Annotated in this window: 18 protein-coding genes; 9 read left to right on the forward strand and 9 right to left on the reverse strand. The window is 37.5% G+C overall.

The window, feature by feature from the left end; translation table 11 throughout:
* The 8 genes from murB to WCW66_01575 are packed head-to-tail and all read right to left on the reverse strand — an operon-like array spanning position 1 to position 8297.
* Complete coding sequence (murB, locus tag WCW66_01540) at positions 1 to 966, reverse strand: UDP-N-acetylmuramate dehydrogenase (protein ID MFA6391424.1); 966 nt, start codon at positions 964 to 966, stop codon at positions 1 to 3.
* Positions 966 to 2372 (reverse strand): UDP-N-acetylmuramate--L-alanine ligase, encoded by a 1407-nt coding sequence (gene murC, locus WCW66_01545; GenBank protein ID MFA6391425.1) that lies wholly within the window; start codon positions 2370 to 2372, stop codon positions 966 to 968. Before murC ends, murB begins: the two co-directional genes overlap by 1 nt.
* Complete coding sequence (murG, locus tag WCW66_01550) at positions 2359 to 3516, reverse strand: undecaprenyldiphospho-muramoylpentapeptide beta-N-acetylglucosaminyltransferase (protein MFA6391426.1); 1158 nt, start codon at positions 3514 to 3516, stop codon at positions 2359 to 2361. Before murG ends, murC begins: the two co-directional genes overlap by 14 nt.
* 52 nt (positions 3517 to 3568) lie before the next feature.
* A complete protein-coding gene (ftsW, locus tag WCW66_01555) occupies positions 3569 to 4705 on the reverse strand; it encodes a putative lipid II flippase FtsW (GenBank protein ID MFA6391427.1) in 1137 nt (378 codons plus the stop codon).
* Positions 4702 to 6081: a UDP-N-acetylmuramoyl-L-alanine--D-glutamate ligase gene (gene murD / locus WCW66_01560; GenBank protein MFA6391428.1), complete on the reverse strand. Its 1380-nt coding sequence runs from the start codon at positions 6079 to 6081 to the stop codon at positions 4702 to 4704. The genes ftsW and murD overlap by 4 nt, the downstream gene beginning before the upstream one ends.
* Before the next feature lie 25 nt (positions 6082 to 6106).
* A complete protein-coding gene (pgeF, locus tag WCW66_01565) occupies positions 6107 to 6862 on the reverse strand; it encodes a peptidoglycan editing factor PgeF (protein MFA6391429.1) in 756 nt (251 codons plus the stop codon).
* A 3-nt stretch (positions 6863 to 6865) separates the two neighbouring features.
* Entirely contained in the window at positions 6866 to 7921 is a 1056-nt protein-coding gene (gene mraY, locus WCW66_01570; protein ID MFA6391430.1) for a phospho-N-acetylmuramoyl-pentapeptide-transferase, read from the reverse strand.
* Between the two features lie 4 nt (positions 7922 to 7925).
* Positions 7926 to 8297 (reverse strand): hypothetical protein, encoded by a 372-nt coding sequence (locus tag WCW66_01575; protein MFA6391431.1) that lies wholly within the window; start codon positions 8295 to 8297, stop codon positions 7926 to 7928.
* A 43-nt stretch (positions 8298 to 8340) separates the two neighbouring features.
* Between WCW66_01575 and WCW66_01580 the strand changes: the two genes are divergently transcribed.
* From WCW66_01580 to WCW66_01610, 7 genes are all read left to right on the forward strand, one after another.
* Complete coding sequence (locus WCW66_01580; GenBank protein ID MFA6391432.1) at positions 8341 to 10203, forward strand: glycosyltransferase family 39 protein; 1863 nt, start codon at positions 8341 to 8343, stop codon at positions 10201 to 10203.
* A gap of 71 nt (positions 10204 to 10274) precedes the next feature.
* The gene (locus WCW66_01585) at positions 10275 to 12008 is read left to right on the forward strand and encodes a GspE/PulE family protein (protein ID MFA6391433.1); all 1734 of its coding nucleotides are present in this window, start codon (positions 10275 to 10277) and stop codon (positions 12006 to 12008) included.
* Between the two features lies 1 nt (position 12009).
* On the forward strand, positions 12010 to 13104 hold the full coding sequence (locus tag WCW66_01590) for a type II secretion system F family protein (GenBank protein ID MFA6391434.1): 1095 nt from the start codon (positions 12010 to 12012) through the stop codon (positions 13102 to 13104).
* Between the two features lie 3 nt (positions 13105 to 13107).
* Positions 13108 to 14145, forward strand: coding sequence for a type IV pilus assembly protein PilM (gene pilM / locus WCW66_01595; GenBank protein ID MFA6391435.1), 1038 nt, complete (start codon positions 13108 to 13110; stop codon positions 14143 to 14145).
* The gene (locus tag WCW66_01600; protein MFA6391436.1) at positions 14132 to 14689 is read left to right on the forward strand and encodes a PilN domain-containing protein; all 558 of its coding nucleotides are present in this window, start codon (positions 14132 to 14134) and stop codon (positions 14687 to 14689) included. The genes pilM and WCW66_01600 overlap by 14 nt, the downstream gene beginning before the upstream one ends.
* Before the next feature lie 4 nt (positions 14690 to 14693).
* The gene (locus WCW66_01605) at positions 14694 to 15239 is read left to right on the forward strand and encodes a hypothetical protein (GenBank protein MFA6391437.1); all 546 of its coding nucleotides are present in this window, start codon (positions 14694 to 14696) and stop codon (positions 15237 to 15239) included.
* A gap of 1 nt (position 15240) precedes the next feature.
* A complete protein-coding gene (locus WCW66_01610) occupies positions 15241 to 15528 on the forward strand; it encodes a hypothetical protein (GenBank protein MFA6391438.1) in 288 nt (95 codons plus the stop codon).
* A 4-nt stretch (positions 15529 to 15532) separates the two neighbouring features.
* On the opposite strand, the gene WCW66_01615 is transcribed toward WCW66_01610, so the two are convergent.
* On the reverse strand, positions 15533 to 16717 hold the full coding sequence (locus tag WCW66_01615) for a cysteine desulfurase family protein (protein MFA6391439.1): 1185 nt from the start codon (positions 16715 to 16717) through the stop codon (positions 15533 to 15535).
* A gap of 87 nt (positions 16718 to 16804) precedes the next feature.
* On the opposite strand from WCW66_01615, the gene WCW66_01620 reads away from it, so the two are divergent.
* Positions 16805 to 19006 (forward strand): prepilin-type N-terminal cleavage/methylation domain-containing protein, encoded by a 2202-nt coding sequence (locus WCW66_01620; GenBank protein MFA6391440.1) that lies wholly within the window; start codon positions 16805 to 16807, stop codon positions 19004 to 19006.
* On the forward strand, positions 19007 to 19600 hold the full coding sequence (locus WCW66_01625; GenBank protein MFA6391441.1) for a type II secretion system protein: 594 nt from the start codon (positions 19007 to 19009) through the stop codon (positions 19598 to 19600).
* Positions 19601 to 19603 lie beyond the last annotated feature (3 nt).

A 19603-nucleotide genomic window follows, 5' to 3' on the forward strand; every position in this document is an offset into this window, starting at 1 on the left:
TTAATAATTATCAAAACCCACCAGTTGTATTTCCTCCTGCAACTGAATTCCGTATTTTACCCTAACTTTTTGTTTAATAACACCAATCAGCATAATAATCTGTTCCGCTGTGGCGTTCCCTTTATTGATGATAAAATTTGCATGAACATTTGATATCATTGCATCACCGATCGTAAATCCTTTCAATCCCAATTGATCAATCAGGTAGCCAGATGAAAGCAGGTCGTTATTCACCGCTGTTTTTTCAATCCCTTTTTTCTCTAATTCTTCAACAGAAAAATCAATCTTTGTATTTTTAAACACACAGCCGGCGCTTGGTGATTCAAATTCCTGCTGACTTTTTTTATTATTTACTATTTCCATAGTTTTTTTCTGTACAGTTTCTTTGTCAGATTGTACTAGATGGAAATATGCCGTTATAATAATTTCTGAATTTGTTTTAAAAACACTTTCTCGATAGCCGAAATTACATTCCAAGTTTGTTTTTTCCTCACTAACACCTTTTTCATTTACGATGAGGACTTTTGTTAGTACATCCTTAATTTCTGTTCCCCATGCTCCGGCATTCCCACGCACCGCACCGCCAACGCTGCCCGGTATGCCGGCCGCGAATTCAACCCCTGACAAACCGTGCTCTTTTGCAACATTGGCAAGCATACTCAGATTAACACCTGCATCAGCAATTATTTCCGTATTAACTACTGAAATATTTCTAGACTTATTATGGATCACCAAACCCCTGAAACCTTTATCCGAGATCAATACATTACTGCCTCGAGCTAATATAAATATCTGCAAGCCTAGTTCATGCGCTACTTTTACCGCATTCATTACATCCTGAGCTGACTCCGCCAAAAAATAAAACTCTGCCGGCCCACCGATTTTGTAGCCGGTAAGCGGAGCAAGGGGAAAATCGCTTTTCACGCGATCGCCCAGTTTAATATTTAACTCATTTACAATTTGCATCAGATTTTTTTTATCAATTCAAGCGCAATTTTATTAAAATCACCAACTGCCATTATTAACACAACATCCCCAGCTTTACAGTTTGAAACAAGGTGTGACAATACGTTTTCCCTGCCCGGAATATATGAGACATTTTGGTGGTTTTTACTGATTTCGTCAACTAATACTCTGCTGTTTATTTTAAAATCCCCCTCTTTTTCCCGCGCAGGATAGATATCAGGGATAATCACTGCATCGGCATCTACAAAGGCATCTGCCAACTCGCCGACAGTTGCCTTGGTTCTGCTGAATGTATGTGGTTCAAATACGGCCCAAATCTTTTGATTTGGATACTTTGACCTCGCAGCCTGCAGCGTAACCTTAACTGCCGTCGGATGATGAGCATAGTCATCAATGACCGTCACACCTCTAGCTACCCCCTTTAGTTCAAAACGCCTACTTGGCCCTTTGAATTCTGAAAGCATTTTTATCGGATTTGAAAGATCACATTTCAAATAATCCATTGCTGCAATGCTGGCAAGTACATTCAATACATTATGATCCCCGGCCAGGGAAGAATTAACATCATATTTTTCCGCGGTTCCGACCTTACGCACAATATAATTTGACATGCCGTTTTTTTGTATAATTTTTTCAGCCTTCCAATCAAGACTGTTTCCTTTAATTCCATACCAGATAATTTTCCGATCAACATCTTTCAGCAGTTTTTTTACATTCAGATTATCATGACAGGCAATGATGATACCTTCGGGTGGGACTGTTTTGATCAATTTTTTAAACTTATCCATCAGATCATTGATATTTTTGTAATAATCAAAATGGTCCATATCAATATTTGTCAGTATCAGTATGTCCGGATGATAATGAAGAAATTTCGGTCGCTTATCAGAAAATGAGGAATAATATTCATCCCCCTCAAATAAAACTGTATCTGAATTATTCAGTTGGAAATTAGTTTTAAAATCCTGCACATAACCGCCAATTATGAAATTAATTGGTTTGGACGCCGCCCTTAAACCATATGCTATTAGTGAACTCGTAGTTGTTTTACCGTGCGTTCCGGAAACAATTATCCTTTGGTGGTTAATAAACAAATTGTAGATTAGTTCCGCAAAGGAGGCATAATTGATTCCTTTTTTCAGAACTTCTGCCACTTCAGGATTTTTTTCCGGAGTCTCCCCCGCACTTATTATTACCAAATCAGGATCTCCGACATTTTTTTTATCATAACCGGAAAAATATTCTATTCTATTTTGCTTCAACACAATTGATGCGGGCGGATAAATATTTTCCGCGTCACTTCCCGTGACAGTAAAACCGCGCTGTTTTACCACTGCAGCCACTGCGCTCATTGCAACACCGCCAATGCCGACAAAATGTATTGTTTTTATTTTATTTAGATCCATGATTGTTGATTACCGAAATAATTTCATCAGCAATTTTCTTATTGCCGTTATGCTCCATAATTTTTTTTATATTTTTACTGAGTTCTGCGCGTTTTGAATTGCTATGAAGCAAGTCTCTAATAAAGTTTGTAAACAGTTCCGTATTTAAAATTCCCTGATTCAGAGAAAGTGCAGCATTTTTTGATGCAAAATAATTAGCGTTTTTTTCCTGATGCGATCCGGATAGGGGGACAATAATCACCGGCTTCCCTAATATTGCCAGCTCTGACAAGGTGGATATTCCTGCGCGTGTAATGACTATATCAGCAACAAATAATGCGTGTCTTAATTCATCCATATTAAGGAACTCGTGCGTATGATACCGGCTGAGATTATTACTGCTGTAATTCACTTTACCCTTTTGGCCGAGCATCTCCTCTACAGACCCGGGGCGGTATTGATCCTTCAAATTTTCATCCTGAAATATATTTTTACCTTTACCGGCAACATGAATTATCTGGCAAAATTCCAGCATTTTTGGCAGAGCATCTGTGACAATTTTATTCAATGTTAATGCGCCTGTCCCGCCACCAAGGATCAGAACAATTGGAACATCATCTGTAAGTGAAAATAAATGCTTTGCTTCATCACGATTCCCATTTAAAATATCCCCCCTTACAGCATTGCCTGTTATTATCGTTTTCTTGCGCGGAAAATGACCGATTGATTCGGGAAATGTAACAGTAATTCTGTCTGCAAATGGTGCCATCAGTTTATTTGCCAGTCCAATCTGAATATCCTGCTGGTGGACGATAATCGGCTTTCGTAATAACCAGGCGGCCCAGACAACAGGCACAGCGACAAAACTACCGGCGGTCACAATGACATCAGGCTTCCACTTCCTCAGAATGTTGAATGCTTGAAAAAACCCTGCGATAACTGCAAACGGTGTTACTAAATTTCTCGGATCAAAATACCTTCTTAGTTTACCCGACCTAATCGCCCTAAATTCAATATTGCCTTCTTCAGCAAAGTCTTTTTCAATTGAATTTTTTCCGCCAATAAATAAAAAATCTGCCTGATGCGATTTTAATATTTCCTCAAATATGGCTAATAACGGCGCAACCGATCCGCCGGTTCCGCCGCCTGATAACACAATTTTCATATCAAAATTATACCCCAAAACGGGGTTTTAGTAAAGAAATATCGCGTTGGTTTTATCTGTGAGACCGCGTTGTTTGTCTGCTAGTTTGTGTAGAATATTTGGATATATTTATTAAAATTCCAATTGCAGCCATCGAAATAACAATGGCGGAACTTCCGTAACTGACAAAAGGCAGTGGAATACCGGTCAGTGGCAACAGTGATACCATCGCGCCGATATTGATCACGGCCTGAATAGTAAACCAGCATGTTATCCCTGCGGCAAGTAGTTTACCAAACTGGTCGGGTGCATTTCTGGCTATCTTAAAACCACGGATCATTAAAATAGCAAATAATGCAATCAGTAAAACTGAAATGATTAAACCCAGTTCTTCCGCAATTATTGCAAAAATTGAATCGGTTGTTGCTTCTGGAAGATAATTATATTTTTGTCTTGACCTACCTAATCCCAGACCCAATAGACCGCCGGAGCCGATCGCGAGTAACGCCTGGTTGATATGATATCCAATCCCCTGCGGATCCAGCTCCGGATTAAGAAATACCGATAATCTGGCCGCTCGATACGGAGCTATTTTTATCAGAATTGCAAAAAGTGAAATACCACCGGTGACAATCAGCAAAATGTTTTTAATGCTACCCCCGGCAATAAAGAATACCGCAACGGATACCAGTGCTATCACAGTCATCGTCCCCAAATCCGGCTGCATCATGATTAATATTGTAATAATTCCTAATAACACAAGAAATGGAACGAATCCATAGGCAAAATCATTCATCAATTTGCCTTTTTTCGAGAACCAGGTAGCCAAATATATTATAAATGTCAGTTTAGCCAATTCTGACGGCTGGAAGGAAAAAAATCCAAGGTTGATCCAACGGGTCGCGCCTCCGCTGGAGATGCCGGCACCTGATGCCAGAACCAGAAACAGCGCCAATATTGTTATTGCTAACATCGGTATAGCAAATTTCTGCCATTTTAAATAATGGATTTTAGATGCTATAAACATAAACAAAAGCCCCAGCAATACACCGTTAAACAGCTGGTGTTTCCATAGATAGTTACTGTCCTGATAGTTCTGATATGCAATAACGGAGCTTGCTGAGGAAAGCATAATCAAACCAAAAAAAATGATAATAAATACAATCGCAATTAATACGTAATCCGTTTGACTATGCTGTTCTAATTTCATTTTAATCCTTTTACAATAATTCTGAATTTTTCACCTCGGTCAAATTCATTCTTAAACATATTAAAACTCGCGGCGCCTGGTGAAAATAAGATTGTTGCATCATTTAAATCATATTTATAAGCGATATCTACAGCCCGTTTTAAGCTTTCTGATTCAATAAATTTAACTTTTTTCTTAATCAATAAAGGCTTCAGCTTTTCGGTTGCGCTACCTGGTAGTAGCGATAAAAACGTTACACGCTTTTTTATTTCAATTGCCATTTGATTATAGTTCAGCTGTTTATCAACACCTCCCGCAATCAGAATCAAATTCCCATTAAATGATTTTATTGCTGCGACAGTTGCATCGGGAATTGTTGCCGCTGAATCATTACAAAATTCTTTTCCTTTTAATTTCCTTAAAAACTCCAATCTGTCCTGAACGCCTTTAAAATTTTCAGCACCCAGTTTAATGAATTTATCCGGGATTCCGATTATTTTTAACGTGGCTACTGCTGCCAATATATTTTCCAGGTTATGGTCACCTTTAACTCTCAATAAATCAAGTGGCATTATTGCTCTTTCAGTTCCCATATTTCTAAAGACAATCTTTCCATTTTTTACAAAAATTCCATTTTCCTCAGTAAAATATTTTTTCGAAAACCAGTACCTTTTTGACACAACTGACTCACCAAATTTTCTGGTATAACTGTTTTCTTTATTCAATATTACGAAATCATTATTTTTTTGATATTTAAATATATTACTTTTTGCTTCTGCATATTCTTTCATGCCGTGATAAGTATTCAAATGATCCTGCTTAACATTTGTTACAACAGCGACATGCGGACTAATCCTATGATCTTTTAATATTTCTAAACGCCAGCTAGATAATTCAAAAATAACAATCGAATCTTTCTTAATCAAACTCAAACGGTCAAGAACGGAAGTCTGATTATGACCAACTATGACAAAATGCCTGCCGGATTTTTTTAGAACACTTTCAACAATAGAAACAGTCGTTGTCTTTCCTTTTGTGCCGGTAACCCCGATGATCGGCACACGGCATAACTGAAAAAACAAAGATGCATCGCTTTCAACCGGAATTTTGTTTTTTCTAGCAATTTTCAGATATTTTGATCCGCTCGGAACCGCCGGATTTTTTATCACAAGATCCACATTTTTGAAATCCTGCTCGCGATGTTTCCCTAACACATAATTAATATTTTTTGATCCCAGTTTCTTTATAACCAGAAATAATTCTTTTTTTGTCCTTAAATCTGTCACGGTCAGTTTTGCACCGGTTTTTAACAAATACTTAACAACCCCGGCACCCCCTCCAAGCGTACCGAGACCCATGATTGTAATTCTTTTACCTTTAAAATCTGTCGGTTTCATATCAATAGCAGTATATCATTTCAGATTAAATCATTCCAATTATTGCCGCCTGGGCGATATATTTTTCTTTGTCTCTTCGATATGAGGAAAAAAACCTGTCATCGCAATAAGTGCAATACGGGGAGATTTCAATATTATTCTCATTTATCCCGGCTTGAATCAGCTGTTTCTTAATTGTGAGCGGTAAATTAACCGCGTTATTTCCGTTTTTAGACTGCAAAACATCAGGTCCGAGCGAATTTAAGAATTGATCCGCTAAATCTTTACTGACATTAAAATGACATTGGTGAATACCAGGTCCGATATAAACAACCATCTTTTCAGTTTCACTTTGTGCCTTATTTTTCATAGTATCAATTGCATTTGTAACTATATTATTGATAACACCCCTCCATCCGGCATGTAGCAGTGCAATACATTTTGACGTCGGATCAAAAATAAATACAGGAAAACAATCTGCGATTGTCACCATCAAAAAAAGTCCCCTTTCAACTGTTGCCAGACCGTCAAAATTCTGAATTAGAGAATTACTTTCAGTGTTATCAATATTTTTATTCGCATTAGTTGTCCATAAAATTTCTCTGCCGTGGACTAATCCTGCGTTTACAACATTTTTTGAATTTATATTTAAACTATCAAAAAAACGCTTCCTATTTAGAAACGTTTCATTTTTTGAGACAATAGGATGTTGCAAGGATTGATTGCCGAAATCTTTTGTTGATACAGCCAGTCTAATTTCTGAAATTTTACTGAATTTCTCTGATGTAATTATTTCCAACATATATTATGAATGATCAACAAGCACCAGTATTAACCCCAGGACAGATGTGACACCGGAAATAATCCAAAATCGCATTACAATTTTTGGCTCCGGCCAACCAATCGCTTCCAGATGATGATGAATTGGGGCAGAAATAAAAACCTTTTTTCCTTTACGTAATTTCTTGGATGTTAACTGGATGATTACTGATACTGATTCCAATACTAACACTGAGCCGATTATTGGCAATACAATGACTGAATTTGTCAGCATAGCAACGATGCCCAACGTTGTCCCCAGTGCCATAGACCCGGTGTCGCCCATAATGAACCGGGCCGGCGGAATATTAAACCACAAAAATGCTAAAAGACATCCGACAATTACAACACAGAACGTAGCAAGGTTGAACCGACCCTGGATAAATGCAATGACCGCAAACGAAGCAAAAGCTGATAACAAAGCCCCGCCGGCCAGTCCGTCCAATCCGTCTGTTTCATTGACCGAAAAGGACGTCGCAACAATCACAAAAATTGCAAACGGTATGTACCAAAGCCCGATTTCAAAATTTCCCATGAAAGGAATATGAATTACATCCCAATCCAGTTTTGCGTAAAACCAATATGATACAAATATTGCGATTGCCGTATACAATAATAACTTATGCTTAACTGTGAATCCTCCGCCATGCGGTCCAATTTTACGAATATTAAAAACATCGTCAAACAAACCAATAATCGCTGATGCAACTAGTGCTCCTAAAGGCAGCAGGGTTTCCGGCCGAGTAAGAAAGTTCAGCTTTTCAATAAACGGCACATTGGTAATTTTTCCCAAGTAAAAGAAAAAAAGTGCCAGTATCAATGTGGTAAACCAGATTAAAATACCACCCATTGTGGGCGTACCCGATTTTTTCGCATGCAGTTTTGAATAGATTGGAGCGCTTTCGCTGGATCTTATCTGTTTCCCCAGTTTATATTTATATAAAAAATGCGTCAAAATTGGTGTTAACGCTATTGTCATAATAAAAGCGATCGTCCCCAGAAGAAGTATCTTGATAATATCGAAATTTGCAGAGAAATCCATATGATTATCTATTAATAAATGCAAGCAGTACTGACGCTAGTGTTAAAAATATATTTACCGGTACAGCAAATAATACCACTAATTTGCTCAAAACCCTATTTGATGGATAAAGTATAACACCTGCCAAATAGTTTACCAAAATGATCAGCAATCCGCTGAGCGGAATAATATATATTTCATACCAGTCTCCAATTAGATCGATACCGAAGTAAATGTTATAATGAAGATATATTGGATCAAGGGAAGGCTTGATGTACAGGTATAAAACTACCCACGCACCAAGATTTATAATCATTGCAACCAACAACCCGATTCCAATAGTCCTATTGTGAAACGGATCTTTAAGTTTTTTTAATAGTCCATCCCGATTATTCATATTAAACCAGTTTTAATTTCATTCAATATATTTGTATTCAACTATGAAGGCGACTTCATTTAATTCAAACAGGGTTTACCTGCCGCTTGTTGTACTATTGCTTGCTGTAATGTTTTTTATGGAATTCACTTCGGCACTTAAGGAGAGTCAGACGATAGATGAAGGTTCGCACTTAGCCAGCGGATATAGCTATATTACGACCGGTAATTTCAAATTAAATCCAGAACATCCTCCGCTGATAAAGGAAATCAGCGCGATTCCTTTATTATTCCTTCCTATTGAGGCACCGCTTAACCATCCATCCTGGGAGGAACAGAACCAATGGGAATTCGGACGGCAATTTCTTTATAATAATACAGCAGATGCGGATTTAATTCTACTCCTGGGCAGAATTCCGACAATGTTGCTTAGTTTACTGCTTGGTGTATTAATCTACAAATGGGCCACACGCATTTGGGGAAGAAATACTGGATTAATCGCATTAATTCTTTATGTTTTTGAACCGAATATTTTAGCCCATTCCAGATATGTAACCACTGACCTTGGAGCAACATTGCTTTTCTTTCTAACAATATACTGCCTCGATAGATATTTCATAAGTTTTTCGCGAAAAAGCTTGTTTTTATTTGTTTTTGTATTTGCCGTAGCCCAATTTGTAAAATTTTCCGCCATTATTCTGTATATATTTTTTATAATATTTACGATCCTGAAAACTATCCATAAAAAAACATCTCAGTTTACATTTTCACATTTTAGTAAAATAATACTCTTATTACTATTAATGACGTTTATTCTAGGTTCTTTTGTATATGGTTTTTCCCGAACAATTCCGTTTACCGATCCGGACGTTCAGTATTTTTATAATAATAAAATATCCGCGGAGGAATTAGCAGAGTTACAGAATAATGATCCATTAATAGCAAAACTTCGATCACTTGCGGATCCTTCCACAAAAACCGGCAGTATGCTATATCGTATTGCAGAAAATACAGCAGTTCCCGGTTATTATTATATTAAAGGGTTATTTACGCTTTTTTCGCACAATTACTGGGGACATATGTCGTATTTGAACGGCAATTTTTCCAATGTCGGATTCTGGAATTATTTTCCTGTCACCTTTTTGATCAAAACACCTCTTGCTATGATTATCATTCTTTCACTCGGAATATATTTATTTTTTTTCCGTCATTACAAAAAAAATACTATTTCTAAAATTAAAAATGACTTAATAAATTTAATTCCTTCAAAGAATATCAAACATAAACTTCATTTCAGGGAACTTCTAGCAAATATTGCAAAATTTTACAGAAACATACCATTTACATACTGGCTATTAATTCTTACACCAATATTGTATTTTCTATGGTCCATGACCAGTAAAATAAATATCGGACATCGCCACGTTTTAATAATTTACCCATTCTTAATTCTGCTATCAGCCAGAGTAATCACATATTTATTTCAAAATAGAAATCGTTACATAAAAATTTTATCATTCATTCTTCTTTCATGGTATATAGTATCAACCATACTGATCTACCCAAATTTTCTTGCCTATTTTAACGAGTCGATCGGAGGACCTAAAAACGGATCAAAATATGTCACCGATTCAAATATTGATTGGGGGCAGGATGTTATCAAGCTTAAGAGGTATCTTGATGCAAATAATATTAATGAATACTATTTTACTTACTTCGGATCGCTGTGGACATCTTACTACGGAATACCTTTCCAGCCAGTTCCTAGACTTACAAATCAGGAAGAACTGGATAAACTCGATCGAATTGTTGCAATTAGCATATCTGCCCTTTATTCAAATGACGGAACATACAAAGCACTTCGGAGTATTGAACCTGATGATAGAATCGGATATTCAATAAATATTTACGATTTCAGAAAAAAGTAATAATCCTGTTTGATTGACTTTACGGCATTTCTGTGATATAATTTTATCGAGTTTTATTCTAAAAGCAGGATATGCTACTGGAAAAACAAATACAAGAATTATTAGTCAACAATAAAGTACTTTCTAGCAAAGAAGTCTTAGCTTCGCTTGATGAGGCAAAAAAGCAAAATCGAGAATGGACAGACCACCTTTATAAGGAGAAAATCGTCAGTGAAGCGTCTTTATATGAGCTTTACGCAAAATCCCTAAAAGTTCCCTTTATTAATCTTGAAACTCTGACAATCCGCAAAGATATTCTCAACCTTTTGCCTGAATCTATTGCCCAGACACACAATATAATAGCATTTGATCAGACAGATGATCAGATTAAAATTGCTTCTCTTGATCCTATGGATTTGGAGATTTTTGATTTTATAAAGAAAAAAACCGGGAAAAATCCGGTCGTATATGTTGCAACACCACAAATGATTTCAGAGGCTTTAAAATCATATCATAAAGGCCTGAAAGCAACTGTTGATGCTATGACGAAAGAAAAAGATGAAACGACTGATGAATCTACCAAAGGTTCACTGAAAGAGTTGGCAAAAGATCTTCCCGTAATTAGAATCGTAGATACTATCCTCGAATATGCAATATTTGAGGACGCATCTGACATCCATATAGAACCGGCGGAAAAAGAAGTAATTGTCAGGTATCGCATTGACGGCGTACTACGGGATGCAATGACACTTCCTAAACAAATCCATTCAGGGATTGTTGCGCGCATTAAGATTTTATCGGACCTCAAACTTGATGAACATCGTATGCCACAAGACGGCCGATTTAAAATTACAGCCAAAGAATATAAAGTGTCTTTCCGTGTTTCAATTATTCCGATATTTGACGGTGAAAAAATAGTACTGCGTCTTTTAGATCAATCTTCACAGATATTAACACTGGAACAGCTTGGTTTTCAGCCAAATCCATTAAAAATTATTAAACGGGCAATTACGAAACCGCACGGGATGATCTTAGTTACCGGGCCGACCGGTTCCGGAAAAACCACAACCCTGTATACAGTCCTGAATATTCTGAATAGTCCAAAAGTTAATATTTCAACCATTGAAGATCCGATAGAATACCGGATGCCGAGAATAAACCAAACACAGGTTAATCCGCGAATTGGATTGACTTTTGCTCAAGGATTAAGAGCACTCCTCAGGCAAGATCCAAACATCATTATGGTAGGAGAAATTCGAGATCAAGAGACTGCTGAAATCGCAGTTAACTCAGCAATGACCGGCCATTTAGTATTATCAACTTTACATACAAATGACGCAGTAGGCGCACTGCCCAGAATCCAGGAAATGGGTATTCCGCCGTTTCTGGTAGCGTCCACAACAAATGTCATTGTCGCACAACGTTTAGTGAGGAAAGTATGTATTCATTGCATTGAAAGTTACGAATTAACCAAAAAAAATATAACGCAGCTCGAATCACAACTCAACTTCAAGGATATTCTGAAAGCCCTGGAGCGGGAGCAGGTCATTGAAAGCGCCGATGCATCATTAGAGTCACTTCTCTTCTATCGGGGTCACGGATGTAAGGAATGTAATCACGAGGGTTATAAGGGAAGAATCGGCATATACGAAATTCTGGAAATAAACAAAAAAATGGCTGATTTGATTGTTAACCAGGCGAGTCCTGAACAATTATATGATGAAGCAAATAAACAGGGGTTTATAAGCTTGGTTCAGGACGGTTTTATCAAAGCAAAAAGCGGAATCACGACAATCGAGGAAGTGCTCCGTGTAACAAAGGACTAAAATGACCACGCCAAAAGAAAAACCAAAGGAAGCAAAGCTCAGTTTTTTCAAGTCCCACAAAAGAATTACTCTAGTTCAAAAACTTTTTTTCGTACAACAGCTAGAGATAATGGTAAGGACCGGTTTTTCGCTTGCAAAAGCGCTGGAAACAATCAGTCTGCAGGTAGAACATGAGGGATTCAAAAAAACTATATTGCAAATGCGCGAAGACGTTGAAAAAGGCACAACCCTTTCCAAAGCCTCGGCAAAATACCCAAAGATATTTTCCGAAACCTTTGTCAGCATGCTGGAAGCCGGGGAAGCAAGCGGAAAGCTGGACGAGGTACTCCGCCGTTTAACGATTCAGCTTAAGAAAAGTCATGAGTTAAGATCAAAGGTAAAAAACGCACTTACCTACCCTATTATTGTCACAATTGCCATGATCGTAATCGGCATTGCCATGATGATTTTCGTGCTGCCAAATATTACTTCATTATATTCTGACGCTGAGGCGAATCTGCCACTCCCGACCAAAGTATTGATCGGTCTTAGTGATTTTATGGCTGCTTATGCGATTTATGTTATATTAGGCACAGCGCTGCTTATATTCCTGATAATGCGCTATATTAAATCACCATCCGGTAAAAAATTGTTCCACACTTTGCTGTTAAAAATTCCGATTGCATCTCCAATCATTAAAAAGATTAACCTGGCAAATTTTACCCGGAGTTTAAGCTCACTACTTAAAACCGATATACCGATTGTTGAAACATTTTTAATAATCGCCCGATCATCAAAAAATGTAATATATAAAGAATACTTGAATCAGGCAGCCGAAGAATTGAAAAAAGGTGTGTCAGTTTGCCAGACACTGGAAAAAAATCCTGACTTGTTCCCTCCTCTTATTACTCAAATCATCAATATTGGTGAAGAGTCAGGCACGCTCGACGCGACAACCGAAGATATGGCAATATTTTATGAGGAAGAAGTTGCCAATACCATGGACAATCTGGCGGCGGTTATCGAACCTGTTTTGATGCTCGTAATCGGAGTTGCTGTCGGTGGCGTCGCTTTAGCGGTTATCATGCCTATTTATTCATTAGTCGGACAAATATAATAAATGTTTGGATTAGATATCAGCGACAGGACATTAAGACTGGTTTCCTTAAAGAAAAAAAGGAAAAAAATTATCATTGAATCAGCAAGTGAGATTTCAGTTACTCCGGGAATCATTAATGAAGGGGAAATTTCTAAACCGGAACTTTTATTCCCGTTAATTTCCTCACTGATTCATAATGCAAAACCAAAACACCCAAACTCAAAAAAAGTTGCTGCCTGTGTTCCGGAAAGAAAAAGTTTTATCAAAGTATTACACCTACCAAATGATACAAAATTAACAGACGAAATTGTACAATCTGAACTGATAAACCATATTCCCGATGATCTTACCAGTATGTATATTGATTGGAAATCAATAAATAATGACACTGATTTTGAATCTGTGCTTGTTGGCGCTGTACCAAAGTCAATTGTCGATTCATATCAAGCAGTGATTGCAAAGGCGAAACTAATTCCCCACGTTCTGGAAATAGAATCTTCCGCAATTGTCCGGGCCATTACACCAGCCAAACCGACTAATCCGAATGAAGGAATATTGATAATCGACATCGGCCTGGACCGGACGAGTTTTATAATATTTGACCATCTGACAATTCAATTTACATCAGCAGATACGGCTATTTCCGGAAATCTTATGACTAGCTTACTGATGAAAAACCTCTCTCTTTCATATGAAAAAGCCGAAAAAGCAAAAAGACTTTGTGGATTAAGTAAAACACTTGGAAAAGGAGCGGTTGCAGCTGTACTCAACGATCAATTTGAAACACTAGTTAGTAAAATAAAACAGATTATTTCATTCTACCAGGACCACTATACGGATAAGAGTCATATCTCAAGCATATTATTAACTGGCGGCGGTGCAAATCTTATTGATCTGGAAAATAAACTTATCACAAAATTAAAAATAAAAATTCAGAAGGGTGATTCTCTACTGAATGTTACCCAAAATAATGTGGATTTTATAAATGCTAAAACGCAGACGTCCTATACAACGGCAATAGGGCTGGCGCTTAGAGGCCTGGAATATGATAAATCTTAACTTCACATCACCCGCTCAAAGAGTGGAAAATCAATTTCAGAAAAACTACAAGCTAGTTCAATTTTTGGTTTTGATCACAATTGTCATATTGCTGATTATTGTTTCGTTTTTATATTTTTCTCAGATGATTCTTCAGAATAAGCTAGATAAACTGACTCTAGAGACCGTTGCCATTAAAGAACAAACAGAGAGCAATGAATCGCTAAATCTCGGTCAGTCCGTAATCAGTTTTAATTCGCTTGTCCAAAATGTATCTAGTATCCAGCTGGAGTATATATTATGGTCGGATATTTTTATCGAAATCGGCAATAGAATCTCTGATGGCGTTGTATTGTCCTCCCTTTCAATACAAAAATCTAACGGAACGTTTCAAATTTCAGGGACGGCCGAAACTAGAGATTCTCTACTGTCATTCAAGAATAATTTAGAGATATCTCCATTTTTTGAGAATATTGATTCTCCAATATCAAATTTATTGTCAAAAGAAAATATATCTTTTACGTTGAGTGGAAGAGTAATACTTAATCCTCAAAACGCCGAATAACAAAATGAAATTAACTCCAAAAATTAAACTTTTGATTATTTCCATATTAGGCATTGCTGCGGTATTTTTAATAATTAATTTTACAGTAATACCACAGCAAAAAAAGATTATCTCTCTTGGTAATGATATCTATGATCAAAGAGTTAATTATGAATTTATCACACAGCAAAGACATGACCTAGTCCGATTAGAAAGACAAATTAAGGAAATCGGTTCAAATAACGACCTGGTATCTTCATCACTTTTTTCTCAACAGGACACATTAGAACTCATTACCATACTTGAAAACGTCGCTAAAAAGTATGAGATTAGTGATCAACTTCTAAATTTATCCAATCCAGTTGTCCAGGAATCTGGATTATATATGAGCACATTAAACATTGCTTTCAATACATCTTATTCTAATATTATCAACTGGACAAAATCAATCGAACAAGAACCCTTCTATTTACTGATTGATTCAGTCTCTCTTTCAAGTCAAAAAACATCACAGGCAACTCAAAGTGAACAAATCAGCATTCAAATATCCGCTAGAGTTTACTGGCAATAATATGAAAATGAAATCAACAATTCCAATCGACAAATACTACGGCTATATAAAAAGAAACAGCAATAAAGCCATCTATATTGCAATTATCGGTTACGCTATGTATATTTTATTTTTTTTATACCAAAACGTCTTTATACCATTTTACGACCGGACACTGATTGATCCCGCCTTAGTGCTTAGAAAAAAAGAGGTAATCAATCAGACTCTCTTTGAACAAGTTATAAATAATTCTAAAGAAAAAACAAAACTAAAAAATCCAGTTGACAGTTCCGAGCTGAATCCTTTTTAGTGAATTACTTTTTTATTATCGCGATACAACTCACATAGGCTTTTATAAATGCAATCATTTCAGCTTTTGTTGTTGTCCTGCCGATTGTTACACGGACTCCTTCTCGGAGTCTAGTTTTATTGATACCCATTTCACGAAGCACCTTTGATGGTTCCGCAGCACCCACTGTACAGGCTGACCCGGTTGAAACAGAAATATTAAACTTATTGTCCATCAGGAACATAATGTCGTTTCCGTCCACTCCATCCACTCGTAAATGAAGATTGTTTGGGATTCTTAAATCCCCCACTTCACCTGATATTTGAGCTTCCGGCAAAAAGTGCATAATTTCCGTAAATGCCCAGTCTCGAAGTTTTGACATTCTTTTTTTATCACCTACTCCCCTTCTTATACATAGTTCACTTGCCTTTCCGAATCCGACAATTGACGGAACATCCAGCGTGCCCGCACGAAGCCCGGACTCCTGATCTCCTCCGGTTTGGATCCCCATAATTGGTGTTCCTGATTTTATATATAAACAACCCACTCCCTTCGGTCCGTATATTTTGTGTCCGGAGGCCGAAAGTAAATCTACATGGAGATGTTTTACATCACAATTCAAAGATCCTACTGCTTGTACTGCATCCGTATGAAATGTAATGGGAGTTTTTCGCTGTAAATTTAATTTTGTCACAAATTTACCTATCTCTCTTACAGGCTGGATTGTACCGATTTCATTATTCACGTACATTACTGATATGAGCGCCGTATTTTCAGATACTAATTCGCTTAATTTACTGACGTCTACAATTCCATTATTTTTAACCGGCAAGTATTTCACAACGACACCTTGCCTTTCAAGATCTCGACAAGTATTCAGAACGGACGGATGTTCAATCTTTGTTGTTATTATTTCAGGTATTTTTAAAACTTTTTGATACTTTTTTATTACTCCACGGATGGCGAGATTGTTGCTTTCCGTGGCACCGGAAGTAAACACAATTTCTTCTGATTCAGAGTTGAATAATTCAGCAGTTTTATCTCGCGCGGAATCTACCGCAAGCAGCGCCTCTCTGCCAGTTTCATGCGGACTATTCGGGTTGCCGAACTTTTCACTAAAATACGGTTGCATCTCCCTCAGAACCAGTGGGTCCATCGGTGTAGTAGCCGCAAAATCAAGATATATTCTATTTTTTTTCGGTAGATTCATATTTTTATTGATACAGATAAAATATCTTTTTATAGCCTATGTGTCAATTTGTACGACTTTTTCAATTTTATGGTATAATATAATTCAATGTATAAAGCGAAAATAAAGAATAAGCACCAAAGGGGTTTCTCGTTAATAGAGCTTTTGGTTGTGATAGGAATATTCGCTACTTCCGGTATTTTTGTTATTTCCGGATTAGACAAAGGGATACAGGCGCTGGCCGTATCTAGATCGAGGGTTACAGCAACTGAAATTGCAAATGAAAAACTGGAAATCATCAGAAACATGCCATATTCAGATGTCGGGACCACCACAGGCTGGCCGGTTGGTGACATACTGTCATATGAACTGCGTAACCAGAATAGTTTTGAGTTTATAGTTGAAACCCGCATTGATTATTTTGATGATCCGTTTGACGGGAATGCTGCCGGTACAATTGTTGGAAAACCACAAGATACGACTCCAAATGATTATAAGAAAGCTGAAGTAAGCGTAAGATGGAACAGACCGGCTGTTGACGCAGTCCTTCTGTCAACTTTTATTTCACCAAAAGGACTAGAGTCTGCGGATAACACAGGATCGCTTTTAATCCAAGTTTTTAATGCGTCCGGTCAGCCGGTCCCGCAAGCAACAGTCCATATTACCAACAATACAATCAATCCTTGGATTGACATAACGAATACAACGGATAATTCCGGTAACTTGCAGGTCCTGAGTTTGCCTCCGAGCATCGAAGGTTATCATGTGGAAGTGACAAAAGATGGTTACAGCCTAGATTCTACCCATGCTGTTGATCTTGTTAGCCTTCCTCATCCAACCAAACCGGACCTTACAATCGTAACAGAGGATGTAACTGAAGTAAGTTTTGCAATTGATCTTGTAAGTTCACTTATGATCAATACTGTAAATGACACCTGTGAACCGATACCGAATATTTCACTTTCAATCTGGGGAGAGAAACTGATCGGAACCGATCCGGATAATTTGAAATATTCTTCAGAACCACCGACTAACGGATCCGGAACCCTGCTTTTATCAAATTTAGAATGGGATAATTACACTCTACTTGAAACATCAACTGCCTATGATATTGCGGGAATAATTCCGCCTGTACTGCTTAATATTCTGCCAAATACATCGCAAACAACTTCATTTGTATTAGCTGATCATACTACAAATTCCCTGAGGGTTTCCGTAAAAGACGCCGGGACTGATGTTGCATTAACTTCCGCGAATGTGCGATTGACCAAAGTTGGTTATGACGAGTCAAAACTTACGGGAATTGGATTCTTTTTGCAAAACGAATGGTCAGGGGGGCCGGGACAAGCAGATTATACCGATATGACAAAATATGACGATGATTCCGGAACGATTGATACAAATTCAACTTCAGGCAGTATTACACTAAAATCCTCTGAATTATCCGGCAATTTCTATGATAGTATTGCAAATAGCAACAACAAAGACGCATTAGCGACCACCGCTGATTGGAATACGAGTATGCAACAGATACAGCTTGCTGATAATTCCGGAGAATACATGCTGACAGGCGTCGGTCAAACGATAAAACTTAATTCTGAACTAGGCAGATTAACCAAAGCAAAAATAACTGTTAACGAATCATTAAACGGGCAATCAATTTCATATTTCTTGTCAGCAAACGGCGGTGTAAATTTTGAGCCGGTCACAGCAGATGTTGATCATGAATTTATAACAGCTGGCGACAGTTTAATATTCAGAGCTGAACTTTCTACAACAGATCCACAGGTTACGCCGGTTATTCAGGATATTTCAGTATCCTACACTTTAGAATCATTCCAACCAGAAGGATACCTTACATCATCATCATTTAATACAGGTACTAGCAGCACCTTTGGCACATTAACCTGGATTCCTTTCTCGCAACAAGCAGAGACGGGCCCGGATAGTGTTGCGATACAAATCGCATCAAATACTGATAATACAACCTGGAATTTTATCGGTCCGGATGGAACAAGCGGGAGTTACTATACCACAAGCGGAACTCAAATTCACGAAAGCCACAACGATGACCAGTATATAAAATATAAAATTTATCTGTCCACAGATGATGTTTCATATTCGCCGGTTATATCCAGTATTCAACTCGGCTATACATCGGCATGTGTACCGCCCGGTCAAGTATTTTTCAGCGATCTAAGCGCCAGTACATATTCGATAGATATTTCTCTGGCCGGCTATGAAACTATGAATACATCCGTCACAGTAAACGGTACAACGCAAGCAGAGTATTTTCTTAACCAATTGTAAATGAAGTATAAAAAAAACATAAAGAATTACGGATTTACCTTAATTGAAATCATCATTGTTCTTGGTATTATGGGTATTCTGACATCGATAATTTATCAATTTGTCGTGCAGGGTAATGATTTGTTTAATCAGTCACGTGACCAAGCATTGGCACAGGATACATCAAGAAAAGTTATGAAATCCATTGCGAAAGAATTGCGGGAAGCACAAAACGCCGACACTGGCGCATACCTCCTGGCCAGCGCTGACGAACGGTCAATTATCTTCTATTCCAATATTGACTCCGATGAAAGCAGAGAACGTTTAAGATATTTCCTTTCCGGTTCAAGCTTTCAAAAAGGCATTATAAATCCGCCGAGCACCAGTGAGACCGTCACCACTATTGTCAACAATATTGTAGATACAGGGCCCATTTTCACTTATTTTGATGAAAATTACACCGGTACAGGAAGTCCACTAACCCATCCGATAAACCTTGCGGATGTACGTTTAGTTCATATGAAATTTAGCGTTGATATTGATCTCAATCAACCACCTCCTCCAATATCAATAGAAACAAGTATTATGATAAGAAATCTTAAAACCAATTTTTAATTC

It is taken from the genome of Patescibacteria group bacterium (genome assembly GCA_041664365.1).
Classification (GTDB): domain Bacteria; phylum Patescibacteriota; class Patescibacteriia; order UM-FILTER-42-10; family UM-FILTER-42-10; genus JAHJEX01.